Consider the following 26304-nt stretch of genomic DNA (forward strand, 5'->3'; position numbering starts at 1 on the left):
CGCGTCAGTCCAGCTTGATCCAGTCGGACGACGGCACCATTTTCTGTGCCTTCATGTCGGCCGTGTACACGCGCCCGACCGGGATCGAGTTGCCCTTGATCGTGATCGGCACGCCGATCAGGCCGCCGGTGTCGAAGTCCTTGATGGTGTTGAGAGCCGCCTTGAGGTTCTTGCCGTCGAGCGGCTTGCCGGCGTCGAGCGTGCGCTTGGCGGCCTCGGTGAACAGCATCGCGGTCAGGAAGCCCTGCGTGTAGGCCGTGCTCTGGTACTCCGGGCGCAGCTGGCGGATCTTCTCGAGCATCGGCGACTTGGCCGAGGTGTCGTAGTAGTAGCGGTAGGGCATCACGCCCATGAAGCCGTCGCCGGCCTCGCCCATCTTCATCACGGTCGAGCTGTCCATGGTCCAGAAGGTGCCCATCCACTTGCTGGTCATGCCCATCTGCTTGCCCTGCTGCACGAACTCGGGGATCGGCGCCAGGATGTAGCCGTGGAAGATCGTGTAGTCGGGGTTGGCGCGGCGCAGCTTGATGACCTCGGTCGAGACGTCGACGCTGCCGGGCGGCGTCATGAGCTTGACCGGCACCGTGAGGCCGAGCTTCTTCGCCATCGCTTCGCTGGCCTCGATCGGGTCGCGGCCGAACTCGGAGTCGGAGTAGACGAAGGCCACCTTGGCGCCGGGCTTCTCCTTGGCGATGTGCTTCAGGAGGATGCCGAACATCTCGGTGTAGTCGGGCCCGACCAGGAACTGGTTCGGGTACTTGGCCGGGTCGTTGAGCTCGGTCGCGAACGAGGCGCCGGCCATCAGGATCTGGCCGCTGCGGTCGAGCTCGGGGTTGATGGTCTTGGCGAAGCCGGTCGAGTCGCCGTAGTAGAGGTTGACCTTGTTCTGGCTCGTGATCTTCTTGAAGGCGGCGACCGAGGCGTCGACCTTGTAGCCGGTGTCCTCGGGCACGTAGCGCAGCTTCCGGCCCTTGATGCCGCCGGCGTCGTTGACGATCTTCACGTAGTCGGCGATGCCGGCGTTGATGCCGATGCCGGCGAAGGCGAAGACGCCGGTCATCGGGATCGAGCCGCCGATCACGATGTCCTCGGCCTGGGCGTGCACCGCCAGCGGCGCGGCCAGGGCGGCCGAAGCCGCGAGCAGCAGGGTGCGGCGGCGTGCCGATGCGGGTTGTGATTTCATGATGTCTCCTTGCTTGAGGCGGCCTAGGTCTTGAATGGCCACAGATGGAAAAAGCGGCGAATGCGCCGCCACACTTCTGCGAGCCCGTGCGGCTCGAACACCAGAAAGCCGACGATCAGCAGGCCGAAGACGACCGTGCGCACCGGCGACAGGAAGACGGTCGCCTCGGTGCCCCCGGGCAGCAGGTCGAACACCAGCTTGAGCAGCTCGGGCACCATCGTCATGAAGACCGCGCCGAGGATGCCGCCGAGGATCGTTCCCATGCCGCCGACGATGATCGCGGCCAGGAAGAAGATCGACATCAGGAGCGGAAAGCTCTCGGGCGTGACGACCCGGAAGAAGTAGGCCCACAGGCCGCCGGCCACGCCGGCGTAGAAGGACGACAGACCGAAGGACAGCAGCTTGTAGCGCAACAGCGGGATGCCCAGCACCTCGGCCGAGATGTCGCGGTCGCGGATCGCGATGAAGGCGCGGCCGATGCGGGTGCGGAACAGGTTGGCGGCACCCAGCACCATCAGCAGCGTGACCGGCAGGATCACCCAGTAGAGCCGGAACGAGGTGTCGAGCGCGACCCCGAACAGCTGAGCCGGCGGCAGCGAGAGCCCGGAAGTGCCGCCCGTGAGCTTGAGGTTGGCGAACAGGAAGTGGGTGATGAAGGAGGCCGCGATGGTCGCGATCGCGAGGTAGAGGCCCTTGACCCGCAGCGAGGGAATGCCGACCACCAGGCCGCCGAGCATCGCCACCACGCCCCCGGCCGCCAGGTTGAGCAGGAAGGGCGTGCCCAGGCGGGTCTGCATGATCGCGACGGTGTAGGCGCCGAGCCCCATGAAGGCGGCTTGCCCGAGGCTCACGAGCCCGGTGTAGCCGGTCAGGATGTTGAGCCCGGTGGCGCTCGCGACATTGATCGCGACCAGGCAGGCGAGGTAGAGCCAGTAGTCGCTGGCCGTGAACGGGAACAGCAGCAGCAAGGCGGCGCCGAGCGCCAGCCAGGTCTTCTGCGTGCGCGAGTCGAACAGCGCGGCGTCGGCGACGTAGCTCTGCTTGAGGGTGCCGATGCGCATCAGAGTCTTTCTATTTCGTGCGTGCCGAACAGGCCGTAGGGCCGGATCATCAGCACGACGACCAGCACCACGAAGGTCGCCAGCAGCTTGAATTCGCCGCCCAGGTAGGAGCCCGCCAAGGCCTCCACCAGCCCGATGAAGACGCCGCCGACCAGCGCGCCGAGCACGCTGTCGAGGCCGCCGACGATCACCACCACCAGCACCGAGAGGCCGAACACGCCCATCGACGACGAGATGCCGCCGATGGCGCCGACGATGATGCCGGCGACCGCCGCGATCATGGCCGAAGCCACCCAGGCGAGCGAGAACACGCGCGGCACGTTGATGCCCATCGAGTAGGCGGCGGCCTGGTCGGAGGCGGTGGCGCGCAGCGCGACGCCGCCGCGCCAGAAGCGGAACACCAGCAGCACCAGCACGATCAGCACCAGGGCCACCAGGGCGCCGTAGGCCACCTTGGGCGCCAGGAAGGCGTCGCCGATCATCACCGGCGTCTTCGGCAGGAACTCGGGCAGGCGGCGCTGGTCGGCGGTCCAGACGATCTCGACCAGGCCGACCAGGATCGAGGCCAGCCCGACCGTGACCATGAAGACCGAGATCGGCGGCTCGCCCAGCAGCGGCCGGATCATGGTGCGCTCGACCACCGCGCCGAGCAGGCCGGTGCCCAGCACCGCGCCCAGCACCGCGAGCCAGATCGGCAGCGAGAAACTGGCGGCGAAGGCGAAGAACAGGTAGGCGCCGATCATCAGCATCTCGCCGATCGCGATGTTGACCACACGCGTGGCCTTGTAGACCAGCACGAAGGCCAGGGCGGCCAGCGCATAGAGGCCGCCGCTGGCGACGCCATTGAGCGCGATCTCGAACAGGTAGGCCCAGTCCATCATGCCTGCGCCGCCGTGGTTGCCGCACCGCGCAGCCTGTCGCGCAAGGCGGCGACGTCGCCGGCGCCGAGGTAGGCCCGGATCACCTCGGGATCGGCCTGTACCGCCGCCGGCGCTCCCTGCGCGATGACCTGGCCGAAGTTGAGCACCACCACATGGTCCGACAGGTCCATCACCATGCCCATGTCGTGCTCGACCATCAGCACGGTCACGCCCCACTCGTCGCGCACGTCGAGGATGAAGCGCGCCATGTCCTCGGTCTCTTCGCGGTTCATGCCGGCGACCGGCTCGTCGAGCATCAGCACGCGCGGCTGCATCGCCAGCGCGCGCGCCATCTCGACCCGCTTCTGCAGGCCGTAGGGCAGGGCCGAGACCGGCGCATGGCGGATGTGGTCGATCTCGAGGAAGTCGATGATGCGTTCCTCGACCTCGCGGCGCAGCTCGGCTTCTTCGCGCCGCGCCCGGCCCAGGTAGAGCAGGGCATCGAAGACGTTGGACCGGAGGTGCGCGTGGCGCCCGAGCTTGATGTTGTCGAGCACCGTCATGCCGCGGAACAGCGCGATGTTCTGGAAGCTGCGCGCGAGGCCGAGCCGGGCCCGCTGCGGCGCCGGCAGCGTCGTGATGTCGCGGCCCTCGAACAGCACCCGGCCGGTGCCAGGGCGGTAGAAGCCCGAGATGGTGTTGAACAGCGAGGTCTTGCCGGCGCCGTTGGGGCCGATCACGGCCGTGATCGAGCCGGGCGCGACCTCGAAGCCGACGCCGCTCAGCGCCCGCACGCCGCCGAAGGCGAGCGTGAGCGACTCGACCTGCAGCACGGGGCTGGGCGGCGCGGCTGCGGCGGGGTTCGGCAGGATGTCAGGCATCGATCAGGGTTTGCGCGGAAGAATGCGGGGTTACCCATGCGTAGAATTTCTACTCGCCGGTAATGTTCGATGCCGCGCCCGCCGGCGGCATCGGGACTTTCCCGGGCGCCCACATCCATGGCCACAAGAAACTCGCCCAAGCCCCCCGCGGCCTCGCCCTGGAAGCCGGCCGGCGCTCGCGCGCAGCAGCGCGAGGCCAAGCGCAATGCCGTGCTGCAGACGGCGGCGCGCCTCTTCAACGAGCGCGGCTACCACGCCACTTCGCTCGACGACATCGCCGAGCAGCTGCACGTCAGCAAGCCCACGCTCTACTACTACGTGAAGAGCAAGGACGACATCCTGCTCGAGTGCGTGCGCACCGCGCTGGGCATGATGCAGCAGGGCATCGACGAAGTCCGGCGCGCCGGCGGCAGCGCGATCGACCAGCTGATGGCGTGCATGCGCATCTACTCGCGCATCGTGACGATGGACTTCGGCATGTGCGTGATCCGGATCGGAGAAGACCCGCTGCCGGCGCCGCGGCGCAAGGAGCTGCGGCGGCTCAAGGCCGGCATCGACGGCGAGTTCCGCCGCCTCATCGCCGACGGCATCGCCGAAGGCTCGCTGGCGCCCTGCGATCCCAAGATGGCCGCCTTCGTGCTGGCCGGCGCGCTGAGCTGGATCGGGCGCTGGTACCGGCCCGACGGCGGGCTCGATCCGGACGAGATCGCCGACCAGAGCATCGCGCTGCTCATGTCGGGCGTGCAGCAGCGGGACCCGTCGCCGAAGAGGATTCCGAAGAAGCCTGCGGTGCGCAAGTCAAAATAGCGGATGTCCACGCCGCGCCCGCCTGTCCTCATCGATCCGCTCGAAGTCGAGTTCAGCGCGATCCGGGCCCAGGGCGCGGGCGGCCAGAACGTCAACAAGGTCTCGAGCGCGGTGCACCTGCGCTACGACATTCCTGCGAGTTCGCTGCCGGACGGCGTCAAGGAGCGGCTGCTCGCCTTGCGCGACAGCCGCATCACGCAGGAGGGCGTGCTGGTGCTCAAGGCGCAGCGCCATCGCAGCCAGGACATGAACCGCGCCGATGCGCTGGCGCGACTGCAGGAGCTGGTCGATGGCGTTGCCGAGCCGCCGCGCGTGCGGCGCGCCACCAAGCCGAGCTATGGCTCCAGGCAGCGCCGGCTCGAGGGCAAGAGCCAGCGCTCGGAGATCAAGAGCCTGCGGGGGCGGGTGAAGGACTGAGCGACACCGGCGCGCTCACCGGCCGCGAGAGCGCCGCCAGCGCTTCCCCATCGGTCCGGTAGCTGAACAGCAGCGGTCCCGGCGCCAGCAGCCCGGCGCGCTCGAGCACCTGCTGCGCCGGCAGCTTCAGTCCCGAGATGTGCAGCCGCACGCCCTGCGACTCGAGCAGGCGGCGGATGCTGCCGAAGACCTCGGCGCCCGTGATGTCGATGCGGTTGATCGGGTAGGCGAACAGGCAGACGTCGGTGAGGCCCGGCCGCTGGGCCAGCGCGACCGTGATCGCGCGCTCCAGCGTGCTGGCCGAGGCGAAGTCGAGTTCGGCGTCCATGCGCAGCGCGTAGAGGTCGGGCGCCAGCGGTGGAAGGTGCCACAGGTGGCGGTCGCGCAGGCTGCCGTCCGGGTGCAGGCCGACCTCGATGATGCGCGGATGCAGATGGCGGTACATGTAGTGCGCCAGCGCCGCCAGCAGGCCGCCCAGCACGCCCCAGTAGATCGACGGCGCAGTCGCGATGGTCAGCGCGAAGGTGCCGAGCGCGATCGCCGCCTCGATGCGGGAGATGCGCCACAGCGCGACGAAGGCCGAGGGCCGCAGCAGGCCGATGGTGGCGGTGGCGACGATCGCGGCCAGCACCGCCTGCGGCACGTGGTAGAGCAATGGCATGGCCCACAGCAGCGCGGCGGCGACCACGGCGACACTGAAGAGCGTGGCCCATTGCGTCTTGGCGCCGGCATAGAGCGTGATGGCCGAGCGCGAGAAGGAGGAGCTGGTCGGGAACGAGCCGGTCAGCCCCGATGCGATCTTGCCCAGGCCCTGGCCGATCAGGTCCTGGTTCTCGTTCCAGAGCTTGCCGGCGCGGGCGTTGTCGACCTTGGCGCTCGATGCGGTCTCGAGAAAGCTCACCAGCGTGATCAGGAAAGCCGGCAGCAGCAGGTTGCCGAGCTCGTTGACAGTGAGGCCGCCTGGCCAGTAGAAGTGCGGCAGGCCCGAGGGCAGCTTGCCGATCACGGCGCCTCCGTTCAGCGCATAGCCGACCGCGGCGCTGATCGCCGCGGCGGCCGCGACCAGGCCCATGGTGGTCGGAAAGCGCGGCGCGAAGCGCTTGCCGATCCACAGCGACGCCATGCCGCCGAGTCCGAAGGCGATCGCCACCAGGTCGGGCAGCGGGCCGTGCATCAGCTGCGCCACCGATCGGCCGGTGTAGCCCAGCAGCGCCGGCAGCTGCGACAGCGTGATCAGCACCGCCGCGCCCTGCGTGAAGCCCATCAGCACCGGCGAATTGACCATCCGCAGCACCCAGCCGAAGCGCGCTGCGCCCAACGCCACCTGCATCAGGCCCGACAGCAGCGTGAGCCAGACCGCATACGCCACCCATTCGCGGCTGCCCGGGATCGCCAGCGGTGCCAGCGAGGCGCCGACCAGCAGACTGGTCAGCGCAGTGGGCCCCACCGACAAGCGCGCGGAAGAGCTGAACAGCAGTGCGACCAATGCCGGCAGCAGCGCGGCGTAGACGCCGGTCACCAGCGGCATGCCGGCCAGCGCCGCATAGGCGACGCCTTGCGGGATGACCATCAGCGCCACGGTGAGGCCCGCGGCCGCCTCGTTGACGAGCAGTGCCCGGTCGGGACGCGGCCAGGCCAGGAAGGGAAGCCAGCGCTCGAGTGGGTCGCGGGTCAGGGCCATGGGCGCGGGCCGCGGGAAATTGGGGAATGCACGCGCCGATGATACGAAAGCGCCGGCGGCCGGCCGGCGCTGTGCATCGTGCGCCGGTCGGCCAGGAGACCCTCAGCTGCGCTTCTTGTGCTGGAACGCGGTCGGCGACTGGCCGGTCGCGGCCTTGAACATCGCGCAGAAGGCGCTGTCGGTCGCATAGCCGCTGGCCGACGCCACCTGGCTCACGGCCATGCCGCGTGCCAGCAGCGGCAGCGCATGCGCCAGCACGGCCTGTTGGCGCCACGCCTGCCAACTCATGCCGAGCTGGTCGCGAAAGAGGCGCGCCACGGTGCGCTCGCTGGCGCCGATCTGCTGCGCCCGCTCGGCCAGCGTGGCCCGGTTCGCCGGATTGCGCAGCAGCGCCTCGCACAGCTGGCGCAGGCGCTTGTCGGAGGGCAGCGGCACGTCGATGCGGATCTGGGTGGCGCGCTCGAGCTCGTCGACCAGCAGCGGCGCGATCCAGCGCTCGCGCTGCGCCGCGTGCGGGTCGGTGGGCGGCAGGCCGTCGGGCGTGGTGTCCAGCGCCAGCATCAGCGCGCGCAGCAAGGGGCTGATCTCGAGCACCTCGCAGCGCTCCCAGGCCGGACCGAGCCAGCTGTGCAGGTACACGGTGCGCAGTTCGGCGTCCTCGATCACGGAGACGCTGTGCGACATGTCGGCCGGCACCCAGAGCGCGCGCGAAGGCGGCACGATGTAGCTGCCGTCCTCGGTGCTCAGCCGGATCACGCCGCGGGTCGAGAAGGTCAGTTGCGGCCAGGGGTGGCGGTGCAGCTCGACCCGCGTGTCGGCGCTGAGGAAATGCTCCTTGGCCCGCAGCGGACGCAGCGCGTCGGGCGAATAGAGATGGGGCGTGAGCGGGCCGACGCTGTTGGTGGGCGCGGGCAGTTCATCGATGAGCGGCATGAATTCGACAAATCTTGTCTCTGTATCGCCATTCTGCCGCGGCCGGCCGGCTTAGGATCGACACCCGAGCCAGTTTCTTGTAGCAATCCATGTCATCCGATTCCCTTTCCAGCGCCTCGCCGCCCGTGAGTTCCGACGTCAAGCTGATCGGCCTCGTCGGCCTGGCGCATGCGGTCAGCCATTTCAGCCAGTTGCTGCTGGCGCCGCTGTTTCCCTGGCTGAAGGATGCCTTCGACGTCAGCTACACCCAACTCGGCGCCGTCCTGACCGTGTTCTTCGTGGTCTCGTGCGTGGTGCAGGCCGCCTCGGGTTTCATCGTCGACAAGCTCGGCCCGCGGCCGGTCCTGTTCGTCGGGCTGGCGCTGCTGGCCCTGGCCGGCTTCGGCTATGCGATCGCCCAGAACTACTGGATGCTGCTCGGTGCGGCCGTGATCGCGGGCGTCGGCAACGGTGTGTTCCATCCGGTCGACTACACGCTGTTCAACCGCAAGGTGGCGCCGACGCGGCTGGGCCATGCCTACAGCGTGCATGGCATCACGGGCAGCCTCGGATGGGCGGTGGCGCCGGCCCTGATGGTTCCGCTGGCGCTGGCCTTCGGCTGGCGCGTGGCGCTCGCGACGGGCGGCGGGGTGGCGGTGCTGGTGTTGCTGGTCCTGTGGCTCAACCGCAGTGTCCTGTCGCTCGAAGTCAAGGAGGTTCGCAGCACGACCGGCGCGGCACCCGCAGGCGGCGAGTTCGCCTTCCTCCGAATTCCCGCGGTCTGGATGTGCTTCGGCTTCTTCTTCTTCTATGCCATGGCGCTGAGCGTGGTGCAGACCTTCGCGCCTTCCGCGGCCGGGCACCTGCACCAGGTCCCGGTGGCACTGATCGCGATGTGCCTGACCATCTACATGGTCGCCAGCGCGGGCGGCATGGTGGTGGGCGGTTTCCTGGCCTCCGACCCGGCACGCTGCGAGCGCGTGGTCGGCGCCGGCTTCGGCGTGGCGGCGGCGATCGCCCTGGTACTGGCGCTGGCCGACTTCGCGCCGGTGCTGGTCCCGGTGATGTTCGGCGCCATGGGCTTCGCCTCGGGCATCGCCGGGCCGTCGCGGGACCTGCTGGTCAAGCGATCGACGCCGGCCAACGCGACCGGCCGGGTCTACGGCGTGGTCTACGCCGGGCTGGACATCGGCCAGGCCGTGGCGCCGCTGATCTTCGGCCGCCTGATGGACCATGGCCAGTACGCCAGCGTGATCGTCGGGCTGGCGGTGGTGCAGGGCGTGCTGATCGCCAGCGCTTTCAACGTCCGGCGCGTGCGCCGCGAAGCGCTGGTGCCTGCCTCCGCCTGAAGGCGGCGCCGGCCTCACTCACGCCTTGTCCAGTTCGATCTACCTGATCGTCGCGCTCGGCGCGCTTGTGGCCGGCTTCGTGCAGGGCCTGTCGGGCTTTGCCTTCGGACTGGTCGCGATGTCGTTCTGGGCCTGGGCCGTGGACCCGCTGGTCGCCGCCATGCTGGCGGTGTTCGGCGCCCTCGTCGGGCAGCTGATCGCCGCGGTCACGGTGCGCCGCGGCTTCGACTGGCCCACCCTGTGGCCCTTCCTGGTCGGCGGTCTGGCCGGCGTGCCGCTGGGCGTCTGGCTGCTGCCGCACCTCGACGTCCCGCTGTTCAAGGCCTGCGTCGGCGGCCTCCTGGTGATCTGGTGCCCGGCCATGCTGATGGCGCGCAGCCTGCCGAAGATCCAGGCCGGCGGCCGCACGGCCGATGGCGTGTCGGGCCTGCTGGGCGGTGTCTGCAGCGGCGTCGCGGGTTTCTCCGGCGCCATCCCGACGCTCTGGTGCACGGTGCGCGGCATGCCCAAGGACGCCAGCCGCGCGGTGGTCCAGAACTTCAATCTCGCGATGCTCGCGGTGTCCTTCGCGATCCACCTGGCGGCGGGCAACGTGCGCCTGTCGATGCTGCCGCTGTTCGGCATCGTGGCGGGCGCGGTGCTGCTGCCGGTGCTGCTCGGCGCCCGGCTCTACGCCGGCATCAGCGAAACGGCGTTCCGCAACCTGGTTCTGGGACTGCTGACCGCCTCGGGCGTTGCGCTGCTGGCGTCGTCGCTGCCGGCGCTCGCGGTGCGCGCGGGCTGAGTTCGCCGCTCAGGCGGCGATCAGCGCATCGACGCGGCGCAGGCCCTCGATGGTCTTCACGCAGGCTTCGGCGGCTTCGGTGCCCTTGATCGCGAAGTGCCGGTGGAAGTACTTGCGATGCTCCACATGCTCGTGGAAGTGGTGCGGCGTGAGCACTGCCGACAGCACCGGCACGCCGGTCTCGAGCTGCACCGTCATCAGCGAGTCGACGACCGTGCTGGCGACGAAGTCGTGGCGGTAGATGCCGCCGTCGACCACCAGTGCGCAGCCCACGATCGCGGCATAGCGGCCCGAGCTTGCGAGGCGCTTGGCATGCAGAGGGATCTCGAAGGCGCCGGGGACGTCGAACACGTCGATGGTGTCGACCGGCACGCCCAGGCGCTTCATCTCGGCCAGGAAGGCGTCGCGGGCCTGGTGGACGATGTCCGAATGCCATTGCGCCTGCACGAAGGCGATGCGCTGGCCGCGCGGTGCATCGGCGGCGGGAACGGCGGAGAGGGGAAGGTCGTTGATCTGACTCATGGGTTGCCTTTGCAAGGATTTCCTGAATCAGGGCGCACGAACCCGAACGCGGAAGCCGGCACGCGAACGCACCGGCCCCTGCAGCGGGGTCGCGCTCTCTTTCATCCGGACTGTGACCGTCGGCCCCGGGATCGCACCGGGTCTGCTGACCCTGCGGCGATGAGATCGCCGCAGGCGCTCGCGGGCTTGTGCGGCTTTTCGTCGCCGCCATTACCGCCGGTGGGGAATCGCACCCCGCCCTGAGAACGCTTGGCTCCGGCTTGCGCCGCAGCAGGGCGGATTCTAGGCAAGTCGGCCGACCCGCGCTGTCACCCACGAGCCAAAGCCCCAGGCCGCCGGGGGGCGGTGCGCGGGCGGGTCAGCGGGCCGCGAGGAAATGCGTCATGCGCTGGAGTTCGTCGTCGAGGGCGGCGCGGAATGCCGCCCCCTTCGGCGCCGGCCCGTCCGCATAGCCGAAGACGGGCTGCAGTCTTCCCTCGCGCGCCGTGACGTTGGCCCAGCCGATGACCTGCTCGCGCCACAGCATCGGCAGGGCGTAGTAGCCGAGCCTGCGCTGGGGCGCCGGCGTGTAGGCCTCGAACTTGTACGTCCAGCCCCACAGCAGCGCGAAGCGCCGGCGGTCCCAGACCACCGGGTCGAAGGGGGCCAGCAGGCGCAGCTGCTCGTCGGGCGAATGGCGCCGCGAGCGCGGGTTCTCGTCCGCCGGCCAATACCAGGTGGTGCCGTCGACGCGGCAACTGGCGAACTGCTCGCGCGCCATCCGCAGGGCGGCCTGGGTCTGCGCCGACAGGTGCGGCGCGCCGTAGCCCAGCAGCCGCACCAGGTAGGTCAGGCTCGCGGCCGGCAGTGGCGCGTACTTGCGCACCACCAGCTCGATCAGCGCGGCGGCGCGTTGCGCGCGGCCGGCGGGGCTGTCATCGGCGGGCGGGTGCGTCACCGCCTCGTAGACCCGGGTGCCGCTGTCGCGCCGCTTGACGCGCAGCAGGCCGCGGTAGTGCATGCCGTCGAGCAGGTGCGTGCTGGCATTGCTCGAGCCGCCCCAGTAGTTCTTCATGCGGCCGTGGGCGAAATGCAGCTCCACCTCGCGCGGATGCACCGGCCCGCGCTCGCGCACGAAGGCCAGCACTTCGTCCGCCTTGCGCCGGGTCTCGGCGTCCCAGGGGCGGGCGGCTTCGCGCGGATGCATCAGCGCCAGGTGCTCGCGCGGCAGGAAGCCGTAGTTGACCAGGCAGTCCTCCTCGACCGCGAGCCGCGTGTAGCGGTTTTCCAGGTCGCCGGCGCGATAGTCCTTGACCCGGTGGCGCAGCGTCAGGTCCTGCGCCCGTGCCGGGGCGCGGATCGGGTCCGCCTGCACGAAGCCCAGCCGGCGGATCGCGCCCGGGAGCGTGGTCGGCGGAAAGAGGGTGCGCGCCACCGCATGGCGGCGCAGATCGTCGAGGCAGGGTTCGGCAGGCATGCGGCGGAGGGCTGGAAAGGTCGTGGCAACCGGCAACCGATCGTTGCCGCTGCCATTTTGTCCTTCGAACCCGGCTCGCGCAGGCGGTAGGACGGTGCGCACAGACGACGACGGTGGCCGCCGACGCAACCGGCTTGCCACGGTGTCAAAGTGGTTTCACTATCCGGAAGTGCTCGCTTCCGACGCGAGCAGGGAGCTTGTGCCGAACATGGCGAACCTAGCCGATCTGGACCCATCGTTCTCGGTCCCCTGCAGGCAATGTTCTGCGCTGCTGCAGAAGGGGAATCGGTTCTGCCCGTTCTGCTTCGAAGATCAGTTCGCCGAGCGCGACGCTGCCGGCGATGCCTCGCCGCCGGTCGAGGGCGGTCGCGCCGACGCTGCCGTGGCGCCCAGGCCGGGCCGGTTGATCATCGACTTTGCGGACACGGGGCCGCCGGGTGCGGAGGAAGCCATCCAGATCCCTGGTCCAGCCGGGGCGAGCCTCGAAGAGGCCGGATCGGAGATCGGCTTCGTGCGTCCCGGCCTCTTCAGCGCCACGGAAGACCTGGGCGATGGCGCTCGCGGGGGCGCGCGATTCGCAACACCCCGGCGCCTGGTGATCGGCGTCGCCTGCGCCCTGGTGCTGGTCGCGCTCCCTGCTGGCCTGAGGCGCGCCTACTTCGATGTCCCGCCCGCAGGCGTGCATGCCGCGCTGAAGCCTCTTGCGGAGCCGCCGGCGCCGGCGCCCCCTGAGCCTCCCGTCGAGCTTGCTCCCGTGCCCGCCGCGCTGCCGGAAGCGCCGGTCGCCATCGATCCCGAGCCCGCCGGCAGCAAGGCGGCGGTCGGCAACAAGGGGTGCAGCGAGGCGCTTGCGGCAATGGCACTCTGCCCGGGACAATAGACAAGCGCAGAGGCGCACGAGGAAGCAAGCTGGATGTGCCAGGCATCACCTGGCGGTATCGCCAACTTCGATGGAGCCAGTATGTCAATCAGATTCCTGCTGACCGGGCTTTTTTGGATGAGCTTCCTTGCGCAAGCCGCTCCGGCGCCCGAGGCGGGGTACAAGATCGTCACCGCATCGAAAACCGGTACCTACATCCAGATCGGCCGCGACCTCTCCACCCTGGTCGCCGCGCCCGCGGGCATCGAACTCCAGGTGCTCGAGTCGAACGGGTCGGCGGAGAACGTCCGGCGCATGCGCTTCGAGCCCGGGGTCAAGCTGGCGCTGGTGCAGTCGGACGTCTACCAGGCGTTCCTGGACGAGGCGAAGGCGGGCAACGCCGATGCCGGCAACATCATTCGTCCGCTGCGGCTCATCATGCCGCTCTACGATGAAGAGATCTACTTCATCGTCCGCGCGGACTCGCCGATCAACAGCATCCACGAGATCAAGAACAAGAAGATCGGCGTCGGCCCGCTGGGCAGCGGCACCGCACTGACGTCCCGAACGGCGTACCAGCTGATGTTCGGAGAGCCCCTGCCGACCGAGAACACGCAGTACCTGACCAACGAGGAAGCGCTGGCCAAGCTCACGGTCGACAAGTCGCTCGACGTCGTGATCATCGTCGCCGGCCAGCCGGCCAAGCTGTTCATGGACATGAAGGCCGAGGCGCGCAACTACATCAAGATCCTGAAGCTCGACGAAGCGGCCCCGGAGACGGCGCGGGCGAAGAAGACTTATTTCCCTGGGGTTCTGCGAGCCTCCAGCTATTCGACCTGGCTCAAGGACGACGTGCCGACCCTGACCGTAAAGGCCTATCTGGTCACCTACGACTACGGACTGCAGTCGACGGTCGGCAACCTGACGCGCTTCGCCGACTCGCTGTGCACCCAGTTCGACAAGCTCCAGGCCAGTGGCCACCCGAAGTGGAAGCAGGTGCGCCTGGAACTCCCCGCCCTGAGCCAGGGATGGCGCTACTACGCGCCGATGGAAAAGCGTCTGCGTGCCTGCATTGCCCGACGCACTGCCCTGAGTGCACCGCCTTCGGCCTCTGCGACACCGCCTTCGCGTGCCTGCACGGAGCAGGAACTGGTGCTGGGAATCTGCAGGCGCTGAATCGGCGCGGCCTCAGCCGAGCAAGGGGACGCCGGTCAGCCAGGCGTGGGCCGAGAAGAGCACACCCACGTACACCACCAGTCCACCCGCGGCCGCGGCGATGTCGTTGAGGGGCCCCGGCGGCGCGCCAGGCACGCTGCGCGGCAGCGCGCGGCGCTTGATGGAAATCCGGTCGGCCACGGCCCACGCGAGAAAGGAGCCGAACAGCAGGACGTCGGCGAGGTTGCCGTTGGCCAGCAGATGCGCGGTGGCCCAGAGCTTCACGGCCAGCAGCATGGGGTGTTTGGCCGCCCGTTGAATCCGCCCGGGCAGATAGGCCGCGAACAACAGCGGAAACACCGGCAGCATCAGCAGCATCGCCAGGTGGCGCAGCGCGGTCGGCGGCGTGTAGAGCACCACCGGCGACTGGCGGGCCAGTCCGTAGCCGATGACGACCAGCACCAGGCCAGCGAGCGCGACCAGCGAGTAGATGCCCTTCCAGGTCCATTCGCCATGCCGCCTCGCCTGCGCATCCCGCCAGGCAGGCGCGACGATCGACACGCAGTGGATGCCGAGGAACAGGATCAGTCCGATGCAAAGAACAGACATGGCGAGGCCTCTGCTTATTCCTCGGCCAGTGCCAAGGGGTTGGGGGAGGGCTCGCCGATCTTCGAGAGCCGGTTGCGGTCGGTGTGATGAAAGGGCTCGGCGAGCCCCTGGATCTGCATGACGGTGTCCTGGTCGTACGACCAGCTGCCGTCTGCATGGAACGCCACCCCGATTCTCCACTCGAGCGTGGTGAATGCGTGCTCGATGAACGGATTGGACACGATGCCGTTCACCAGGCTGCCATGCGTTGCGACGAGCTCGAAGGAATCCGCATCCGCCGCGACCTGGCCGCTGGCCATCGCCACCTGGCCGCGCGGAATCGCCAGCGTGTGCATCACGGTGCTGGTGGCGGGCTCCCACAACCAGTAGCCGACCTGGTCGTGGTACATCTTGGTCAGGCCGGGCTTGTGGATGTAGGTGTGATAGCGCAGGCCATAGAGGACTTGCAGGCCGTTGGTCTGGGGATCGATCGGCTGCAGCTCGTAGTGTTCGACGTAGACCTGCGTCTTCGGTCCCTGCGCCTTCGGCTTGACGTCCACCCCCTTCTCGCCGCGCCAGAGTCCCGCCATCCGGCGCAGCGGGCCAAGGTTGGCGAGCGTGTTGCCATCCAGTGGGGAAGGTTCGGTGTAGATGTCGGTGGGAAACTTGGGCATGGAATCGTGGGAAAGGATGAGCGGGGGATCATGCCGCAAACGGATCGGGCAGGGCGCAGAGTCCGGTCGTGATTTCAGATGCTTCCGAGTCTTCGCCCCGGAGTACCGCAGCTACCATTGCGCCGTCCGCAGGACTGCACAGCCACCCGAATCTCCGCATGTACATCCGCAAGCACCATGAACTGCCCGGCACCGCTGCGGCCCAGGCATTGATCGAGGCCCATCCGCTCGGAGCCTGGGTGACGCCGAGCGACGAGGGTCTGCTGGCCAACCACGTGCCGTTTCTTCTGGACCGCTCGCGCGGCCAGTTCGGAACCCTTCTTGGCCACGTCTCGCGCGCCAATCCTGTCTGGCGGCAACTCCCGGCATCGGGGCGTTCGGTCGTCATGTTCCAGGGGCCCCAGGCCTACATCACGCCAGGCTGGTATCCGGGCAAACAGGCGCACGGGAAGGTTGTCCCGACCTGGAACTATGCGGTCGCGCATGCGCATGGCGTCGCGCGTGCCATCCACGACGAGGCCTGGCTGCGCGACCTGCTGGCGCGGCTCACGGCCGTCAACGAGAGGGCGAGGCCGATGCCATGGGCGATGGCGGACGCGCCGGGCGACTTCATCGACAAGCTGTTGCGTGCCGTGGTGGGGATCGAGATTCCGATCGATGCCCTCGTCGGCAAACTCAAGGCGAGTCAGGACGAGGAGTTGCAAGACCGATGGGGCACGGTCGACGGCCTGACCGCCGAGGGCACCGAGAGCGCACTGGCGATGGCTTCACTGGTGCGCCAGGCCATCGATCGGCCCGAGGGCGACTGACCCTGGCCGCGCGGCCGCGCACCCGCGGCGGCTTCCCCGCCGTTGCCGCGCTGCCTCGCTCAGACCGCGCTGCGGTGCCGCTCGATGCAGGCCTGCAGCGTCTCCTCGCCGGAGCGCTGCCACCAGTCGAGCGCCGAGAAGATCTCGACTTCGCTGAAGCCTGAGAAGCCCGCCGCCTCGACCCAGCCGCGGATCTTGCGCAGTTCGATCACGCCGTCGCCCATCATGCCGCGGTCCGACAGCAGGTCGCGGGTCGGCGTGAGCCAGTCGCAGACGTGGTAGGCGAGCAGGCGCTCCTTGCCGGCGCGTGCGATCTGCTGCTCGAGCTTCGGGTCCCACCACACGTGGTAGACGTCCAGCGCCACGCCCAGCATGCCGGAGCGGCCGGCATCGAGTTCGTCGCACAGGTCCAGCGCCTGCTCCAGCGTGTTGATGCAGGCGCGGTCGGCAGCCTGCATCGGGTGCAGCGGCTCGATCGCCAGCGGCATGCCGACTTCGCGCGCGTACTCGAGCGATGCCGCGATGCCGTCGCGCACCTCGCCGCGTGCGCGCGCGATGTCCTTGTAGGCGGCCTTGCCGTCGAGGGCGCCGGGCAGGGCGCCGACCACCAGCACCAGGCAGGGCGCTTCGAGCGTCCTGGCTTCGTCGATGGCGCGGCGGTTGTCGTCGAGCGCAGCCCGCAGGCCGGCAGCGTCGGGCGCCGGGAAGAAGCCGCCGCGGCAGTAGCCCGAAAGCCCGATGCCGTGCGCCTTCAACTGCCTGGCCACCTTGTCGAGGCCGACGGCGGCGACCTGGTCGCGCCAGGGGCTGACGGCACGGATGCCGCGCTCGGCGCACTGGTCGATGATGCGGTCGAGCGGCACTTCGGCGCCGCGTTGCTTGCGCACGGTCGCGGTGTTGATCGACAGCCAGTGGTGATCCTTGGAGAAATCTCGCATCGCTTCAGCCTCAGTCCTTGTGCCTCTCGCGCCGGAGTTGGCGCAGGATGGCGGCGTTGTCCAGATCGCCATCGCCGGCGGCGACAGCGGCGCGCATCAGCGCGGCGTGGGTTTCCGACAGTGGCAGCCGCTGGCCCGTGGAGCGGCTGCTGTCGAGCATCAGGTCGACGTCCTTGAGGTGCTGGCGGATGCGCGACTGCGGCGCGAAGTCGCCGGCGACCATCATCGCGCCCTTGGCCAGCGCGGCGTCGGAGCGCGCGGGCGTCGCGAGCACCAGCTCCAGGAATTGCGCCGGAGCGATGCCGATGCTTTCGGCCAGCACCATGCCTTCGGCCAGCGCGGCGCGGTTGAGGCCCAGCACCAGGTTGGTCGCGAGCTTGGCGCGAGCGCCCATGCCGGCGCCTCCGACCCGGATGCGGCGTGACGACAGCGCCGCCAGCACGGGGTCGCTGGCGCGCACGGCGGCTTCGTCGCCCCCGATCAGCATCGTTGCGTCGCCCGCCGCGATCTGGCTGCTGGAGCCCGACAGCGGTGCTTCGACGAGCTCGACGCCCTGCGTCGCCAAGCGCTTCGCCAGCGACTCGAGCAGGTCGGGGTCGCCGGTCGAGCAGTCCACCAGCCGCCGTACCGCGCCGCCTGCGATCAGGCCCAGCGGGCCCTCGGTCGCATCGATCACGCCGCGGGTGTCGAACACGGCCAGCACCACCGTCGCGCAGGCGCTGCCGATGTCGCGTGGCGAGTCCACGGTGCGGATGCCGGACGAGCGCAGCGCAGCGCGCGCTTCTTCGCGCAGGTCGTAGCCGATGACATCGAAGCCGCCCGCGACGAGGCGGCGGGCCAACGCGCTGCCGACCAGACCGAGGCCGACCAGCCCGATCGGGCCCGCGGCATCGAGAGCGCGATCGCCAGGCATGCGTTCCGGCGTCACAGCGACGCCCCTCCGCAGATCTGGATGTCCTGCCCGGTGATGGCGGCGGCTTCGGGCGACAGCAGGTAGGCCACCAGCGCAGCGATTTCCCGCGGCTCGATCAGGCGGCCCAGCGGCGGCAGCCTGGGCGCCGCCGACTGGCGCGCCGGATCGTCGAGCATGGCGGTCGCGGTCGCGGCAGGCGACACCACGTTGACCGTGACGCCGCTGGCCACCACTTCGGCCGCCCAACTGCGCGCCAGCGCGACCAGCGCCGCCTTGCTCGCCGCGTACTGGCTGCGCCCCGGCATGCCCCGCGACACCCGGCTGCCCACCATCACCACGCGGCCGCGGCCCGCCTGCGCCATGGCGGGCACGGCGATGTCGGCCATGCGGGTCAGTGCGTCGACATGCAGCCGCCACATGAGGCTGCCGTCCTCCGGCGCCAGCGCGCCCAGCGCTCCGACGCGCAGCACGCCGGCGGCGTGGACCAGTGCGTCGGCGACCCCGGCCGCCCGTGTCGCCGCCTCGGTGGCCGCGGCGTCGCACAGGTCGACCCGGACCGGGATGAAGTCCTCGTGCACGATGTGTGCCGGGGCGAGATCGAAGCCGATCACCCGCCAGCCGTCGGCCAGCAGCCGATGGGCGATCGCCTGGCCGATGCCCGAACTGGTCCCGGTGACGATGGCGCGCTGTGCCACTGGGGTCATTCGAGACGGATGTTGCCGTCGGTGATGATCTTCTGGGAGCGCGCCATGTCCTCGCGCTGGAACTTCGCGAACTCGTCGGCCGATCCCGGCGTCAGCAGCAGGCCCTGCTGCATCAGCTTGTCGCGCATGTCGGTGGCCAGCGCCTTGTTGACCTCGGCGTTGAGGCGCTGCGTGATCTCGGCCGGAAGCTTCGCAGGGCCCCACAGCCCGTACCAGCTGTAGAACTCGTAGCCCGGGATCGTCTCGCCGACCGTGGGCACGTCCGGCAGATTGGGCGCGCGGGTCTTGGATGTGACCGCGATGACGCGCAGCATGCCGCTCTTGTGGTACTGCACCGAGCCGAGGATCGGGTCGATGAAGCCGTCGATCTGTCCGCCGATCAGGTCCTGGAAGGCCGGCGCCGTGCCCTTGTAGGGAACGATCAGGTAGTTGATCTGGCCGGCGCGCTTGAGCAGTTCGGTCGACAGGTGACCGGCCGAGCCGATGGATCCCACCGCGAAGGTCATCTTGCCCGGGTTGGCCTTGGCGTGCGCGAGCAGCGACTTGACATCGGTGATCGGCAAGTCCTTGTTGATCGCGACCGACAGCGGCGCCTTGGCGACCAGCGCCACCGGCGTGAAGTCGTTGACCACGTTGTAGGGCGTGGACTTCATCGTCATCGGCGCCGTCACGAAGGTCGATGCATTGAAGAGCAGCGTGTAGCCGTCGGCCGGCGCCTTGGCCACCGCGTCGGCGCCGATGGTGCCGTTGCCGCCGGGCTTGTTGTCGACCACGAAGGTCTGGCCCAGCTGCTCGCCGAGCTTCTGCGCCAGCGCGCGGCCCACCGTATCCAGCGTGCCGCCGGGCGGGAACGGGATGATCACGCGCACCGGCCTGGCGGGCCAGGACTGCGCCATCGAGCCCGCCGCTGCGAAAGCCAGGATCAGTGTCAGCAAGGACTTGGCGAACGGGGTCTTCATGGCTCGTCTCCTTCGTGGGAACCGGATCAGGCGTCGACGCCGTGCAGCGCCAGCAGCGTCTTCATGCGCCGCACCGCGAGCTCGGGCCGCTCGAGCAGGTTGGCCGCATCGGCCAGCCGGAACAGCTCGGCGAAGTGCTGCAGCGAGCGCGTGCTCTGCTGGCCGCCGACCATCGTGAAATGGCTCTGGTGGCCGTTGAGCCAGGCCATGAAGACCACGCCGGTCTTGTAGAAGCGGGTCGGCGCCGCGAAGATGTGACGCGACAGCGGCACCGTCGGGCCGAGGATGGCGTGGAACTTCTCCACGTTGCCCTGCGCCAGTTCGCCCAGCGCCGCGCTGGCCGCCGGCGCGATGGCGTCGAAGATCCCGAGCAGCGCATCGCTCTGGCCGTGCGTCTTCTCGCTGCCCTGGCCGTCGCCCGCGATCAGCTCGGCATAGTTGAAGTCGTCGCCGGTGTACATGCGAACGCCCGGCGGCAGCCGGCGGCGCATCGCGATCTCCTTGTCCTTGTCGAGCAGCGAGATCTTGATGCCGTCGACCTTGTCCGGGTGCGCGGCGATGATGCCGAGCGCGGTGTCCATCGCGCGGTCGACGTCGGCGGTGCCCCAGTAGCCCGCCAGCGCCGGGTCGAACATGTCGCCGAGCCAGTGCAGCACCACCGGCTGCCTGGCCTGGCTCAGGATGCGGTCGTACACGCGCTCGTAGTCGGCCGGACTCTTCGCGACCCGGGCCAGCGCGCGGCTGGCCATCACGATCAGCTTGCCGCCGAGCGCCTCGATCGCCGCCATCTGCTCCTCGTAGCCGCGGATCACGTCGTCGACGCTGCGGACCTCGTCGATGTTCAGGTGGTCGGTGCCGCAGCCCGAGGCCACCAGCGCGCCCGGCACGTCCTTCGCGGCATCGAGCGAGCGGCGGATCAGCTCCAGCGAGGTCGGCCAGTCGAGGCCCATGCCGCGCTGCGCCGTGTCCATGGCCTCGGCCACGCCCAGCCCCAGCGACCACAGGTGCCGGCGGTAGCCGATGGTGGCGTCCCAGTCGACCGCGGATTGCAGCCAGGGGTCGACGGCGGCCAGCGGGTCGGCCACCACGTGCGCCGCCGAATAGGCGATGCGGTTGAACTTGACGCCCGCGGGCGGCCGCACCGGCGTGCTGCCGCGCAAGGCGTAGGGTGCGAGCGCGCCGCCGGCGACGGGGAGGGTGAGCGAGAGGGCCATCGGGGTCACCTCAGATCTTCAGCGCCGGCACGTCGACCCAGCGGCGGTCCTTCCAGCTTTCGAGGGCGGTCTCGACCAGCTGCACGCCCTTGGCGCCTTCGGGCAGCGTCCACCTGTAGGGTGCGTTCTCGACCACGTGGCGGATGAAGTGCTCCCACTGGATCTTGAAGCCGTTGTCGTAGAGCTGCGAGTCGGGGATCTCCTGCCACTGGTCGAAGAAGTTCATGGTCTGCTTCTCGTCCGGGTTCCAGATCGGCCGCGGCGTGGCGACGCGCGACTGCGCGCGGCAGGACGACAGGCCCGCCACGGCCGAGCCGTCGGTGCCGTCGACATGGAAGGTCACGAGGTCGTCGCGCCGCACGCGCGTGACCCAGCTCATGTTGATCTGCGCGATCACCGGCTCGCCGTTGTGGCCCTTGAGCTCGCAGGTGGCGTAGGCGGCGTCGTCGGCCGTGGCCTCGTAGGGCTTGCCGGCTTCGTCCCAGCGCTTCGGAATGTGGGTGGCGCCTATGCACGACACCGACTGCACTTCGCCGAACAGGTTGTCCAGCACGTAGCGCCAGTGGCACATCATGTCGAGGATCATGCCGCCGCCGTCTTCCTTGCGGTAGTTCCACGACGGCCGCTGGATCGGCTGCAGGTCGCCTTCGAAGACCCAGTAGCCGAACTCCAGCCGAACCGACAGCATGCGGCCGAAGAAGCCGGCGCGGCGCAGCATGTCGAGCTTGCGCAGGCCGGGCAGGAAGAGCTTGTCTTGCACCGCGCCATGCTTCAGGCCCGAGCCCTCGGCCAGGCGGGCGATCTCGACCGCTTCATTGAGGTTGGTCGCGATCGGCTTCTCGCAGTAGACATGCTTGCCGGCGCGGATCGCCTTGGCCAGCAGGGTCGGGCGCATCTGAGTGGTGCCGGCGTCGAAGAAGATCGTGTCGTCCTTGTTTTCCAGCGCGCGGTCGAGGTCGGTGCCCCAGCGCGCGATGCCATGCGCCTTGGCGAGCGCCTCGATCTTCTCGGCGTTGCGGCCGATCAGGATCGGGTCGGGCATCACGGTGTCGCCGTTCGAGAGCGTCACGCCGCCCTGGGCGCGGATCGCGACGATGGAACGGATCAGATGCTGGTTCATGCCCATGCGTCCGGTGACGCCGTGCATGATGATCCCGAGTCGTTGTTGTGCCATGGGGCTGGTTCTCCGCTGAAAGTGAGTGGGTGGCTAAGAGGGGCTCAGGGGGTCGGCGACAGGCCGGCCGCCTTCACCAGGCTGGCGTTGCTGGCGATCTCGTCCTTGATGTAGGCGTCGAACTGCTCGGGCTTGAGGGTCCAGGCATCGGCGCCGAGCTTCAGGAAGCGTTCCTTGACCTCGGGGCTGGCGAGCGCCTTCGCGACTTCGTCGTGCAGCTTGTTGACGATGTCGCGCGGCGTCTTGGCGGGCGCCATCATGCCGATCCAGAAATTGAACTCGGAGCCCGGCACGCCGGCCTCGGCGGTGGTCGGCACATCGGGCAGCGCGGCCGCGCGCTTGGGCGAGCCGACCGCCAGCGCGAGCAGCTGGCCTTCCTTGATCTGGCCGATCACCGGGGCGATCGGCGAGAAGTAGTAGTCGACGCGGCCGGCCAGCACTTCGGTCACCGCTTCGGCCGAGCCCTTGAACGGAATGTTGGTGGCATCGATCTTGGCCGCCAGCTTGAACTTCTCCGCGTTCAGGTGGGTGGCGCTGCCCTGGCCGGCCGAGGCGTAGTTGATGGTGCCGGGCTTGGCCTTGGCGGCGGCGACCAGTTCCTTCAGGGTCTTGATGTTCTTGGTCGGCGAGATCACCAGCGCGTTGGGCAGCGTGGAGATCGGCGTGACGCCGGCGAAGTCGCCCACGGTATCGAAGGGCAGCTTGGAAAAGGTCGAAGGGCTCACCGTGTGCGACGACGAGTGGATCATGATCGTGTAGCCGTCCGGCGCGGCGGTGGCCACCGCCTGCTGGCCGATGGTGCCGCTGGCGCCGCCGCGGTTGTCGATCACCAGCGTCTGTCCCATGCTGGCGCCCATCTTGTCGGCGATCGCGCGGGCGATGATGTCCGTGGTGCTGCCGGCTGCGAACGGGACGATCACCCGGATCGGCTTGGTCGGATAGCTGGTATCGGCAACGGCACCGAAGGTGGCAGTGAGGGCGATGCAGGCCAGCAGGCCAGCGCGGCGATTGAGTTTCATGATGTCTCCTTGTGCTTTGGGGTGGGCGACGCGGCCCGGCAAGGTCGTGTGCTTCAATTCACCAATAAGTGAATTAGCAATTTTAGGAACGCCCTCATCGGCGCGTCAACGGGCGCGTTCCTAGGGGATACCCGTATCAGTGGCCCGCTGCGCGGTGCGTGACCCGCGCCCCATGAACCCGGTGCAATCCCATGCCAGGGATGCCGCGGAAATGGCTTTGCCAGGCCGCTGGCAGCGCCCCCTTGAGGGGGAGGCGCCGCAGGCGCTTCGGGGGTGTTTCGCTAGTGAAGCACGTAGCCGAGCACCAGGTCGGTCATGTGCGACAGGCGCTGCGCCATCGCCTTCGGCGCCCGCAGGTCACGCCCGAAGACTGCCGACAGCGTGTCGTTGTTCGACAGGTAGAAGTAGCAGAGCGAGGCGATCGAGATGTAGAGCTGCACCGGGTCCACGCCGGCGCGAAAGAGGTTGTCGCGCCGGCCGCGCTCGAGCACCCCGTCGAGCAGCGCGACCAGCGGGGAGTTCATCTCCTGGATGCGTTCGGAGCGCTTGAGGTGCGCGGCCCGGTGCAGGTTCTCGCTGTTGAGCAGCGTGATGAACTCGGGATGCTCGAGGTAGTAGTGCCAGGTGAAGGAGACCAGCCGGCGGATCGCCTCCACCGGCTCGACCTCGTCGAGGTGCAACTGCTGCTCGGCCTCGCGGATGTCGGCGTAGGTGCGTTCGAGCACCGCCAGGAAGAGATCGTCCTTGCTGCCGAAGTAGTAGTAGATCAGGCGCTTGTTGAGCCCGGCCCGCTCGGCGATGCTGTCCATGCGTGCGCCCGCCAGCCCGCGCTGCGAGAACTCGTCGCGCGCCGAGGCGAGGATGGCGAGCTGCGAGCGGTCGGCGTCGCGCGAGCGCGGTTCGGCGGCGGCCGGAGTGGGAGCTTTCATGGACGACGAATTTAACCGGTTGGTGAATTAAGGCAAGCGCGAAGGGGTCGAATGGATAATTCGGGGCATCCCCATTGCATCAGAGAGAAGAGGCGCCCGTCCATGAATCCATCCCAGCCCGCCGGCCACCTGATTGTCGAATGCCTCATCGAGCAGGGCGTCGAGCTGGCGTTCGGCGTCCCCGGCGAGAGTTTTCTCGCCGTGCTCGACGGCTTCCATGCCTACGGCGAACGCATCCGCTTCATCGTCAACCGCCAGGAGGGCGGGGCGGCCTTCATGGCCGAGGCCCACGGCAAGCTGAGCAACCGGCCGGGCGTGTGCTTCGTCACGCGCGGGCCCGGTGCCACCAATGCCTCGATCGGCGTCCACAACGCCTTCCAGGACTCGACGCCGATGGTGCTCTTCGTCGGCGACGTCGGCAGCGACTTCCGCGACCGCGAGGCCTTCCAGGAGGTCGACTACGCGAGCTTCTTCGGCCCCAGCACCAAGGGCTTCGCCAAGCGCGTGGAACGCATCGACGACGCCGACCGGATTCCCGAATACGTGGCGCGCGCCTTCGCCACCGCGATGAATGGCCGCCCCGGCCCGGTCGTGCTGGTGTTGCCCGAGGACATGCTGCGCAGCATGACCGTGGCCCGGCCGCTCAAGCGGGTCGAGGCGGTGGCCGCCTGGAGCGACCCCGGTGCGCTGCGCACCCTGCGCGAACTGCTGCTGAAGTCGGAGCGTCCCTTGGTGATCGCCGGCGGCGGCGGCTGGACGCCGCAGTCGGCGCAGGCGCTGCAGCGCTTCGCCGAGAACTGGAAGCTGCCGGTGGCGAACGCCTTCCGCTTCCAGGACACCTTCGACAACCACCATCCGCTGTATGCCGGCGATGTCGGCATCGCGATCAATCCGAAGCTGGCCGAAAGGGTGCGCCAGAGCGACCTGATCCTCGCGATCGGCCCTCGCCTGGGCGAGATGACCACCGGCGGCTACACGCTGCTCGAGGCGCCCAAGTCGAAGCAGACGCTGGTGCACATCCATGCCAGCGCCGAGGAGCTCAACCGCGTCTACCAGGCCGACCTGGCGATCAACGCGGGCATGGCCTCGGCCGCGCGCAGCCTCGAGGTGCTGAGCGCGCCGCCGGAGCTTCCCTGGGAGTCCTGGACCGCGGCCGCGCATGCCGACTACCTCGCCAACCTCGAGCCGCAGCCGCTCGTCGGCCTGCCGGCCGAGGCGCCGCGCGGCGCGGTCGACATGGTGGCGGTGGTGCAGCTGCTGCAGAAGCACCTGCCGGCGGAGACCGCGATCACCAACGGCGCCGGCAACTTCGCCAGCTGGGTGCACCGCTACTTCCGCTACCACGGCCTCGCCAAGGGCCACAAGACGCAGCTCGCGCCCACCAGCGGCGCGATGGGCTACGGCGTGCCGGCCGGCATCGCTGCGAGCATCGCGACGGGCCGCATCGCCTTCACGATCGCCGGCGACGGCGACTTCCTCATGAACGGGCAGGAGCTCGCCACGGCCTCGCAGCATGGCGGCAAGACGATCGTCGTGCTGCTCAACAACGGCATGTTCGGCACCATCCGCATGCACCAGGAGCGCGAGTACCCGAGCAAGGTGAGCGGCACCGCGCTGCAGAACCCCGACTTCTGCGCGCTGGCGCGGGCCTACGGCTATGCCGCCGAGCGCGTGACCGAGACCGGGCAGTTCGAGGCCGCGCTGCTGCGCGCGCTGGCGGCCGATACCGGCACCTTGATCGAGATCCCGCTCGACCCCGAGGTGATCACCACGCGCGGCACCTTGAGCGCGATCACGAAGTCGGCCAAGGCGCAGTCCGCGGGCCGCTGAGGCCAAAAAAAAGCCGGCGGCTGCCGGCTTCTTCATGCAAGCGCACCAGGCGCTCGCGGCTCACTTGACGTGCTTGCCGATCAGTGCGGCCAGTTCGAACATCGAGACCTGGGCCTTGCCGAAGATTTCCTTCAGCTTGGCGTCGGCGTTGATGTTGCGCTTGTTGGCCTTGTCCTGAAGGTTGTTCTTCTTGATGTAGTCCCACAGCTTGCTCACCACGGCGGTGCGCGGCAGAGGCGTTGCGCCCACGACGGCGGCGAGCGCCGGGCTGGGAGTCAGTGCCTTCATGAACGCAGCGTTCGGGGTGCGCTTCTTGGCGGGTGCCGCCTTCTTCGCAGGAGCCTTCTTTGCAGGAGCAGCCTTCTTGGCGGGTGCTGCCTTCTTTGCAGGAGCAGCCTTCTTCGCCGGTGCAGCCGCCTTCTTGGCCGGTGCGGCCTTCTTCGCGGGAGCTTTCTTGGCCGGAGCCTTCTTTGCAGTTGCCATGGTTGAATTTCCTTTTTTGGTTGGACACTTTCACCAATGAAAAGCAGTGTCTCCATCGGCATTGCGGATGCTAAAGGAGAAGAAACGCGTTTCCAAGGGAAAAAGCGACTTTTTCATTGGGAGCTGTTGTTTTTTCAGAGGGG

General features: G+C 68.8%; 27 protein-coding genes and 1 riboswitch. Of the genes, 8 read left to right on the forward strand and 19 right to left on the reverse strand.

Annotated elements, in window-relative coordinates; all coding sequences use genetic code 11:
* Nucleotides 1-4: 4 nt before the first annotated feature.
* Genes QTI45_RS03215 through QTI45_RS03230 form a run of 4 tightly spaced genes read right to left on the reverse strand, consistent with a single transcriptional unit; the run spans nucleotide 5 to nucleotide 3985 of the window.
* Nucleotides 5-1183, reverse strand: coding sequence for an ABC transporter substrate-binding protein (locus QTI45_RS03215; protein WP_286653470.1), 1179 nt, complete (start codon nucleotides 1181-1183; stop codon nucleotides 5-7).
* 23 nt (nucleotides 1184-1206) lie between these two features.
* Nucleotides 1207-2244, reverse strand: a complete 1038-nt coding sequence (locus tag QTI45_RS03220) for a branched-chain amino acid ABC transporter permease (RefSeq protein WP_286653471.1) — start codon at nucleotides 2242-2244, stop codon at nucleotides 1207-1209.
* The gene (locus QTI45_RS03225) at nucleotides 2244-3125 is read right to left on the reverse strand and encodes a branched-chain amino acid ABC transporter permease (RefSeq protein ID WP_286367312.1); all 882 of its coding nucleotides are present in this window, start codon (nucleotides 3123-3125) and stop codon (nucleotides 2244-2246) included. Before QTI45_RS03225 ends, QTI45_RS03220 begins: the two co-directional genes overlap by 1 nt.
* The gene (locus QTI45_RS03230) at nucleotides 3122-3985 is read right to left on the reverse strand and encodes an ABC transporter ATP-binding protein (protein WP_286653472.1); all 864 of its coding nucleotides are present in this window, start codon (nucleotides 3983-3985) and stop codon (nucleotides 3122-3124) included. Before QTI45_RS03230 ends, QTI45_RS03225 begins: the two co-directional genes overlap by 4 nt.
* A gap of 117 nt (nucleotides 3986-4102) precedes the next feature.
* Between QTI45_RS03230 and QTI45_RS03235 the strand changes: the two genes are divergently transcribed.
* Together QTI45_RS03235 and arfB are read left to right on the forward strand one after the other, a co-directional pair.
* Nucleotides 4103-4792 carry a TetR/AcrR family transcriptional regulator gene (locus QTI45_RS03235; protein WP_286653473.1) on the forward strand — a complete coding sequence of 230 codons (690 nt, stop codon included), beginning with the start codon at nucleotides 4103-4105 and terminating at the stop codon, nucleotides 4790-4792.
* 3 nt (nucleotides 4793-4795) lie between these two features.
* Nucleotides 4796-5209, forward strand: coding sequence for an alternative ribosome rescue aminoacyl-tRNA hydrolase ArfB (gene arfB / locus QTI45_RS03240; protein WP_286653474.1), 414 nt, complete (start codon nucleotides 4796-4798; stop codon nucleotides 5207-5209).
* Here the strand turns inward: arfB and QTI45_RS03245 are convergent.
* Both QTI45_RS03245 and QTI45_RS03250 read right to left on the reverse strand, forming a co-directional pair.
* Nucleotides 5178-6890, reverse strand: a complete 1713-nt coding sequence (locus QTI45_RS03245; protein ID WP_286653475.1) for a SulP family inorganic anion transporter — start codon at nucleotides 6888-6890, stop codon at nucleotides 5178-5180. The genes arfB and QTI45_RS03245 overlap by 32 nt on opposite strands.
* A gap of 102 nt (nucleotides 6891-6992) precedes the next feature.
* Entirely contained in the window at nucleotides 6993-7823 is an 831-nt protein-coding gene (locus QTI45_RS03250; protein WP_286367317.1) for an AraC family transcriptional regulator, read from the reverse strand.
* A gap of 89 nt (nucleotides 7824-7912) precedes the next feature.
* Here QTI45_RS03250 and QTI45_RS03255 point away from each other — a divergent pair, with 89 nt between their 5' ends.
* Nucleotides 7913-9151, forward strand: a complete 1239-nt coding sequence (locus QTI45_RS03255; protein ID WP_286653476.1) for an MFS transporter — start codon at nucleotides 7913-7915, stop codon at nucleotides 9149-9151.
* A 25-nt stretch (nucleotides 9152-9176) separates the two neighbouring features.
* On the forward strand, nucleotides 9177-9935 hold the full coding sequence (locus QTI45_RS03260; RefSeq protein WP_286653477.1) for a sulfite exporter TauE/SafE family protein: 759 nt from the start codon (nucleotides 9177-9179) through the stop codon (nucleotides 9933-9935).
* Between the two features lie 9 nt (nucleotides 9936-9944).
* On the opposite strand, the gene QTI45_RS03265 is transcribed toward QTI45_RS03260, so the two are convergent.
* Both QTI45_RS03265 and QTI45_RS03270 read right to left on the reverse strand, forming a co-directional pair.
* Nucleotides 9945-10457: a 6,7-dimethyl-8-ribityllumazine synthase gene (locus QTI45_RS03265; protein WP_286367320.1), complete on the reverse strand. Its 513-nt coding sequence runs from the start codon at nucleotides 10455-10457 to the stop codon at nucleotides 9945-9947.
* An 89-nt stretch (nucleotides 10458-10546) separates the two neighbouring features.
* A riboswitch (FMN riboswitch) is annotated at nucleotides 10547-10708 on the reverse strand.
* Nucleotides 10709-10815: 107 nt separating this feature from the next.
* Nucleotides 10816-11913, reverse strand: coding sequence for a DNA glycosylase AlkZ-like family protein (locus tag QTI45_RS03270; protein ID WP_286653478.1), 1098 nt, complete (start codon nucleotides 11911-11913; stop codon nucleotides 10816-10818).
* A 94-nt stretch (nucleotides 11914-12007) separates the two neighbouring features.
* Between QTI45_RS03270 and QTI45_RS03275 the strand changes: the two genes are divergently transcribed.
* Together QTI45_RS03275 and QTI45_RS03280 are read left to right on the forward strand one after the other, a co-directional pair.
* Entirely contained in the window at nucleotides 12008-12793 is a 786-nt protein-coding gene (locus QTI45_RS03275) for a hypothetical protein (RefSeq protein WP_286653479.1), read from the forward strand.
* 81 nt (nucleotides 12794-12874) lie between these two features.
* Complete coding sequence (locus tag QTI45_RS03280; protein WP_444813248.1) at nucleotides 12875-13948, forward strand: TAXI family TRAP transporter solute-binding subunit; 1074 nt, start codon at nucleotides 12875-12877, stop codon at nucleotides 13946-13948.
* Nucleotides 13949-13960: 12 nt separating this feature from the next.
* Here QTI45_RS03280 and QTI45_RS03285 read toward each other — a convergent pair whose 3' ends face one another.
* Together QTI45_RS03285 and QTI45_RS03290 are read right to left on the reverse strand one after the other, a co-directional pair.
* Nucleotides 13961-14536: an NnrU family protein gene (locus QTI45_RS03285; RefSeq protein WP_286653480.1), complete on the reverse strand. Its 576-nt coding sequence runs from the start codon at nucleotides 14534-14536 to the stop codon at nucleotides 13961-13963.
* Between the two features lie 14 nt (nucleotides 14537-14550).
* Complete coding sequence (locus QTI45_RS03290; protein ID WP_286653481.1) at nucleotides 14551-15189, reverse strand: FABP family protein; 639 nt, start codon at nucleotides 15187-15189, stop codon at nucleotides 14551-14553.
* 158 nt (nucleotides 15190-15347) lie between these two features.
* On the opposite strand from QTI45_RS03290, the gene QTI45_RS03295 reads away from it, so the two are divergent.
* Nucleotides 15348-15998, forward strand: a complete 651-nt coding sequence (locus QTI45_RS03295) for an FMN-binding negative transcriptional regulator (RefSeq protein ID WP_286653482.1) — start codon at nucleotides 15348-15350, stop codon at nucleotides 15996-15998.
* Between the two features lie 59 nt (nucleotides 15999-16057).
* On the opposite strand, the gene QTI45_RS03300 is transcribed toward QTI45_RS03295, so the two are convergent.
* The 8 genes from QTI45_RS03300 to QTI45_RS03335 all read right to left on the reverse strand — a co-directional run bounded on the left by QTI45_RS03300 (nucleotide 16058) and on the right by QTI45_RS03335 (nucleotide 23848).
* Nucleotides 16058-16936 (reverse strand): sugar phosphate isomerase/epimerase family protein, encoded by an 879-nt coding sequence (locus QTI45_RS03300; RefSeq protein WP_286653483.1) that lies wholly within the window; start codon nucleotides 16934-16936, stop codon nucleotides 16058-16060.
* A 10-nt stretch (nucleotides 16937-16946) separates the two neighbouring features.
* Entirely contained in the window at nucleotides 16947-17849 is a 903-nt protein-coding gene (locus QTI45_RS03305; RefSeq protein WP_286653484.1) for an NAD(P)-dependent oxidoreductase, read from the reverse strand.
* Nucleotides 17850-17860: 11 nt separating this feature from the next.
* A complete protein-coding gene (locus QTI45_RS03310; protein ID WP_286653485.1) occupies nucleotides 17861-18553 on the reverse strand; it encodes an SDR family NAD(P)-dependent oxidoreductase in 693 nt (230 codons plus the stop codon).
* Entirely contained in the window at nucleotides 18550-19512 is a 963-nt protein-coding gene (locus QTI45_RS03315) for a Bug family tripartite tricarboxylate transporter substrate binding protein (protein WP_286367330.1), read from the reverse strand. Before QTI45_RS03315 ends, QTI45_RS03310 begins: the two co-directional genes overlap by 4 nt.
* 26 nt (nucleotides 19513-19538) lie before the next feature.
* Nucleotides 19539-20726, reverse strand: coding sequence for a dihydrodipicolinate synthase family protein (locus tag QTI45_RS03320; protein WP_286653486.1), 1188 nt, complete (start codon nucleotides 20724-20726; stop codon nucleotides 19539-19541).
* A gap of 10 nt (nucleotides 20727-20736) precedes the next feature.
* Nucleotides 20737-21900 carry a Gfo/Idh/MocA family protein gene (locus tag QTI45_RS03325; RefSeq protein WP_286653487.1) on the reverse strand — a complete coding sequence of 388 codons (1164 nt, stop codon included), beginning with the start codon at nucleotides 21898-21900 and terminating at the stop codon, nucleotides 20737-20739.
* Between the two features lie 44 nt (nucleotides 21901-21944).
* Nucleotides 21945-22919, reverse strand: a complete 975-nt coding sequence (locus tag QTI45_RS03330; RefSeq protein WP_286653488.1) for a tripartite tricarboxylate transporter substrate binding protein — start codon at nucleotides 22917-22919, stop codon at nucleotides 21945-21947.
* Nucleotides 22920-23200: 281 nt separating this feature from the next.
* The gene (locus QTI45_RS03335) at nucleotides 23201-23848 is read right to left on the reverse strand and encodes a TetR/AcrR family transcriptional regulator (protein WP_286653489.1); all 648 of its coding nucleotides are present in this window, start codon (nucleotides 23846-23848) and stop codon (nucleotides 23201-23203) included.
* 102 nt (nucleotides 23849-23950) lie between these two features.
* On the opposite strand from QTI45_RS03335, the gene QTI45_RS03340 reads away from it, so the two are divergent.
* Nucleotides 23951-25678, forward strand: a complete 1728-nt coding sequence (locus QTI45_RS03340; RefSeq protein ID WP_286653490.1) for a thiamine pyrophosphate-binding protein — start codon at nucleotides 23951-23953, stop codon at nucleotides 25676-25678.
* Nucleotides 25679-25738: 60 nt separating this feature from the next.
* Here the strand turns inward: QTI45_RS03340 and QTI45_RS03345 are convergent, their stop codons facing one another.
* Entirely contained in the window at nucleotides 25739-26161 is a 423-nt protein-coding gene (locus QTI45_RS03345; protein WP_286653491.1) for an SWIB/MDM2 domain-containing protein, read from the reverse strand.
* Between the last annotated feature and the right edge of the window lie 143 nt (nucleotides 26162-26304).

It is taken from the genome of Variovorax saccharolyticus (assembly GCF_030316765.1).
Classification (GTDB): domain Bacteria; phylum Pseudomonadota; class Gammaproteobacteria; order Burkholderiales; family Burkholderiaceae_C; genus Variovorax; species Variovorax saccharolyticus.

Bases quoted from the DNA above. Each gene is read 5' to 3' on its own strand.
- QTI45_RS03280 (WP_444813248.1), top strand. From the start codon at position 12,875: ATGTCAATCAGATTCCTGCTGACCGGGCTTTTTTGGATGAGCTTCCTT.
- QTI45_RS03235 (WP_286653473.1), top strand. From the start codon at position 4,103: ATGGCCACAAGAAACTCGCCCAAGCCCCCCGCGGCCTCGCCCTGGAAG.
- QTI45_RS03315 (WP_286367330.1), bottom strand. From the start codon at position 19,512: ATGAAGACCCCGTTCGCCAAGTCCTTGCTGACACTGATCCTGGCTTTC.
- QTI45_RS03225 (WP_286367312.1), bottom strand. From the start codon at position 3,125: ATGATGGACTGGGCCTACCTGTTCGAGATCGCGCTCAATGGCGTCGCC.
- QTI45_RS03330 (WP_286653488.1), bottom strand. From the start codon at position 22,919: ATGAAACTCAATCGCCGCGCTGGCCTGCTGGCCTGCATCGCCCTCACT.
- QTI45_RS03340 (WP_286653490.1), top strand. From the start codon at position 23,951: ATGAATCCATCCCAGCCCGCCGGCCACCTGATTGTCGAATGCCTCATC.
- QTI45_RS03230 (WP_286653472.1), bottom strand. From the start codon at position 3,985: ATGCCTGACATCCTGCCGAACCCCGCCGCAGCCGCGCCGCCCAGCCCC.
- QTI45_RS03265 (WP_286367320.1), bottom strand. From the start codon at position 10,457: ATGAGTCAGATCAACGACCTTCCCCTCTCCGCCGTTCCCGCCGCCGAT.
- QTI45_RS03270 (WP_286653478.1), bottom strand. From the start codon at position 11,913: ATGCCTGCCGAACCCTGCCTCGACGATCTGCGCCGCCATGCGGTGGCG.
- arfB (WP_286653474.1), top strand. From the start codon at position 4,796: ATGTCCACGCCGCGCCCGCCTGTCCTCATCGATCCGCTCGAAGTCGAG.
- QTI45_RS03250 (WP_286367317.1), bottom strand. From the start codon at position 7,823: ATGCCGCTCATCGATGAACTGCCCGCGCCCACCAACAGCGTCGGCCCG.
- QTI45_RS03300 (WP_286653483.1), bottom strand. From the start codon at position 16,936: ATGCGAGATTTCTCCAAGGATCACCACTGGCTGTCGATCAACACCGCG.
- QTI45_RS03255 (WP_286653476.1), top strand. From the start codon at position 7,913: ATGTCATCCGATTCCCTTTCCAGCGCCTCGCCGCCCGTGAGTTCCGAC.
- QTI45_RS03245 (WP_286653475.1), bottom strand. From the start codon at position 6,890: ATGGCCCTGACCCGCGACCCACTCGAGCGCTGGCTTCCCTTCCTGGCC.
- QTI45_RS03305 (WP_286653484.1), bottom strand. From the start codon at position 17,849: ATGCCTGGCGATCGCGCTCTCGATGCCGCGGGCCCGATCGGGCTGGTC.
- QTI45_RS03320 (WP_286653486.1), bottom strand. From the start codon at position 20,726: ATGGCCCTCTCGCTCACCCTCCCCGTCGCCGGCGGCGCGCTCGCACCC.
- QTI45_RS03290 (WP_286653481.1), bottom strand. From the start codon at position 15,189: ATGCCCAAGTTTCCCACCGACATCTACACCGAACCTTCCCCACTGGAT.
- QTI45_RS03295 (WP_286653482.1), top strand. From the start codon at position 15,348: ATGTACATCCGCAAGCACCATGAACTGCCCGGCACCGCTGCGGCCCAG.
- QTI45_RS03310 (WP_286653485.1), bottom strand. From the start codon at position 18,553: ATGACCCCAGTGGCACAGCGCGCCATCGTCACCGGGACCAGTTCGGGC.
- QTI45_RS03325 (WP_286653487.1), bottom strand. From the start codon at position 21,900: ATGGCACAACAACGACTCGGGATCATCATGCACGGCGTCACCGGACGC.
- QTI45_RS03215 (WP_286653470.1), bottom strand. From the start codon at position 1,183: ATGAAATCACAACCCGCATCGGCACGCCGCCGCACCCTGCTGCTCGCG.
- QTI45_RS03345 (WP_286653491.1), bottom strand. From the start codon at position 26,161: ATGGCAACTGCAAAGAAGGCTCCGGCCAAGAAAGCTCCCGCGAAGAAG.
- QTI45_RS03285 (WP_286653480.1), bottom strand. From the start codon at position 14,536: ATGTCTGTTCTTTGCATCGGACTGATCCTGTTCCTCGGCATCCACTGC.
- QTI45_RS03335 (WP_286653489.1), bottom strand. From the start codon at position 23,848: ATGAAAGCTCCCACTCCGGCCGCCGCCGAACCGCGCTCGCGCGACGCC.
- QTI45_RS03220 (WP_286653471.1), bottom strand. From the start codon at position 2,244: ATGCGCATCGGCACCCTCAAGCAGAGCTACGTCGCCGACGCCGCGCTG.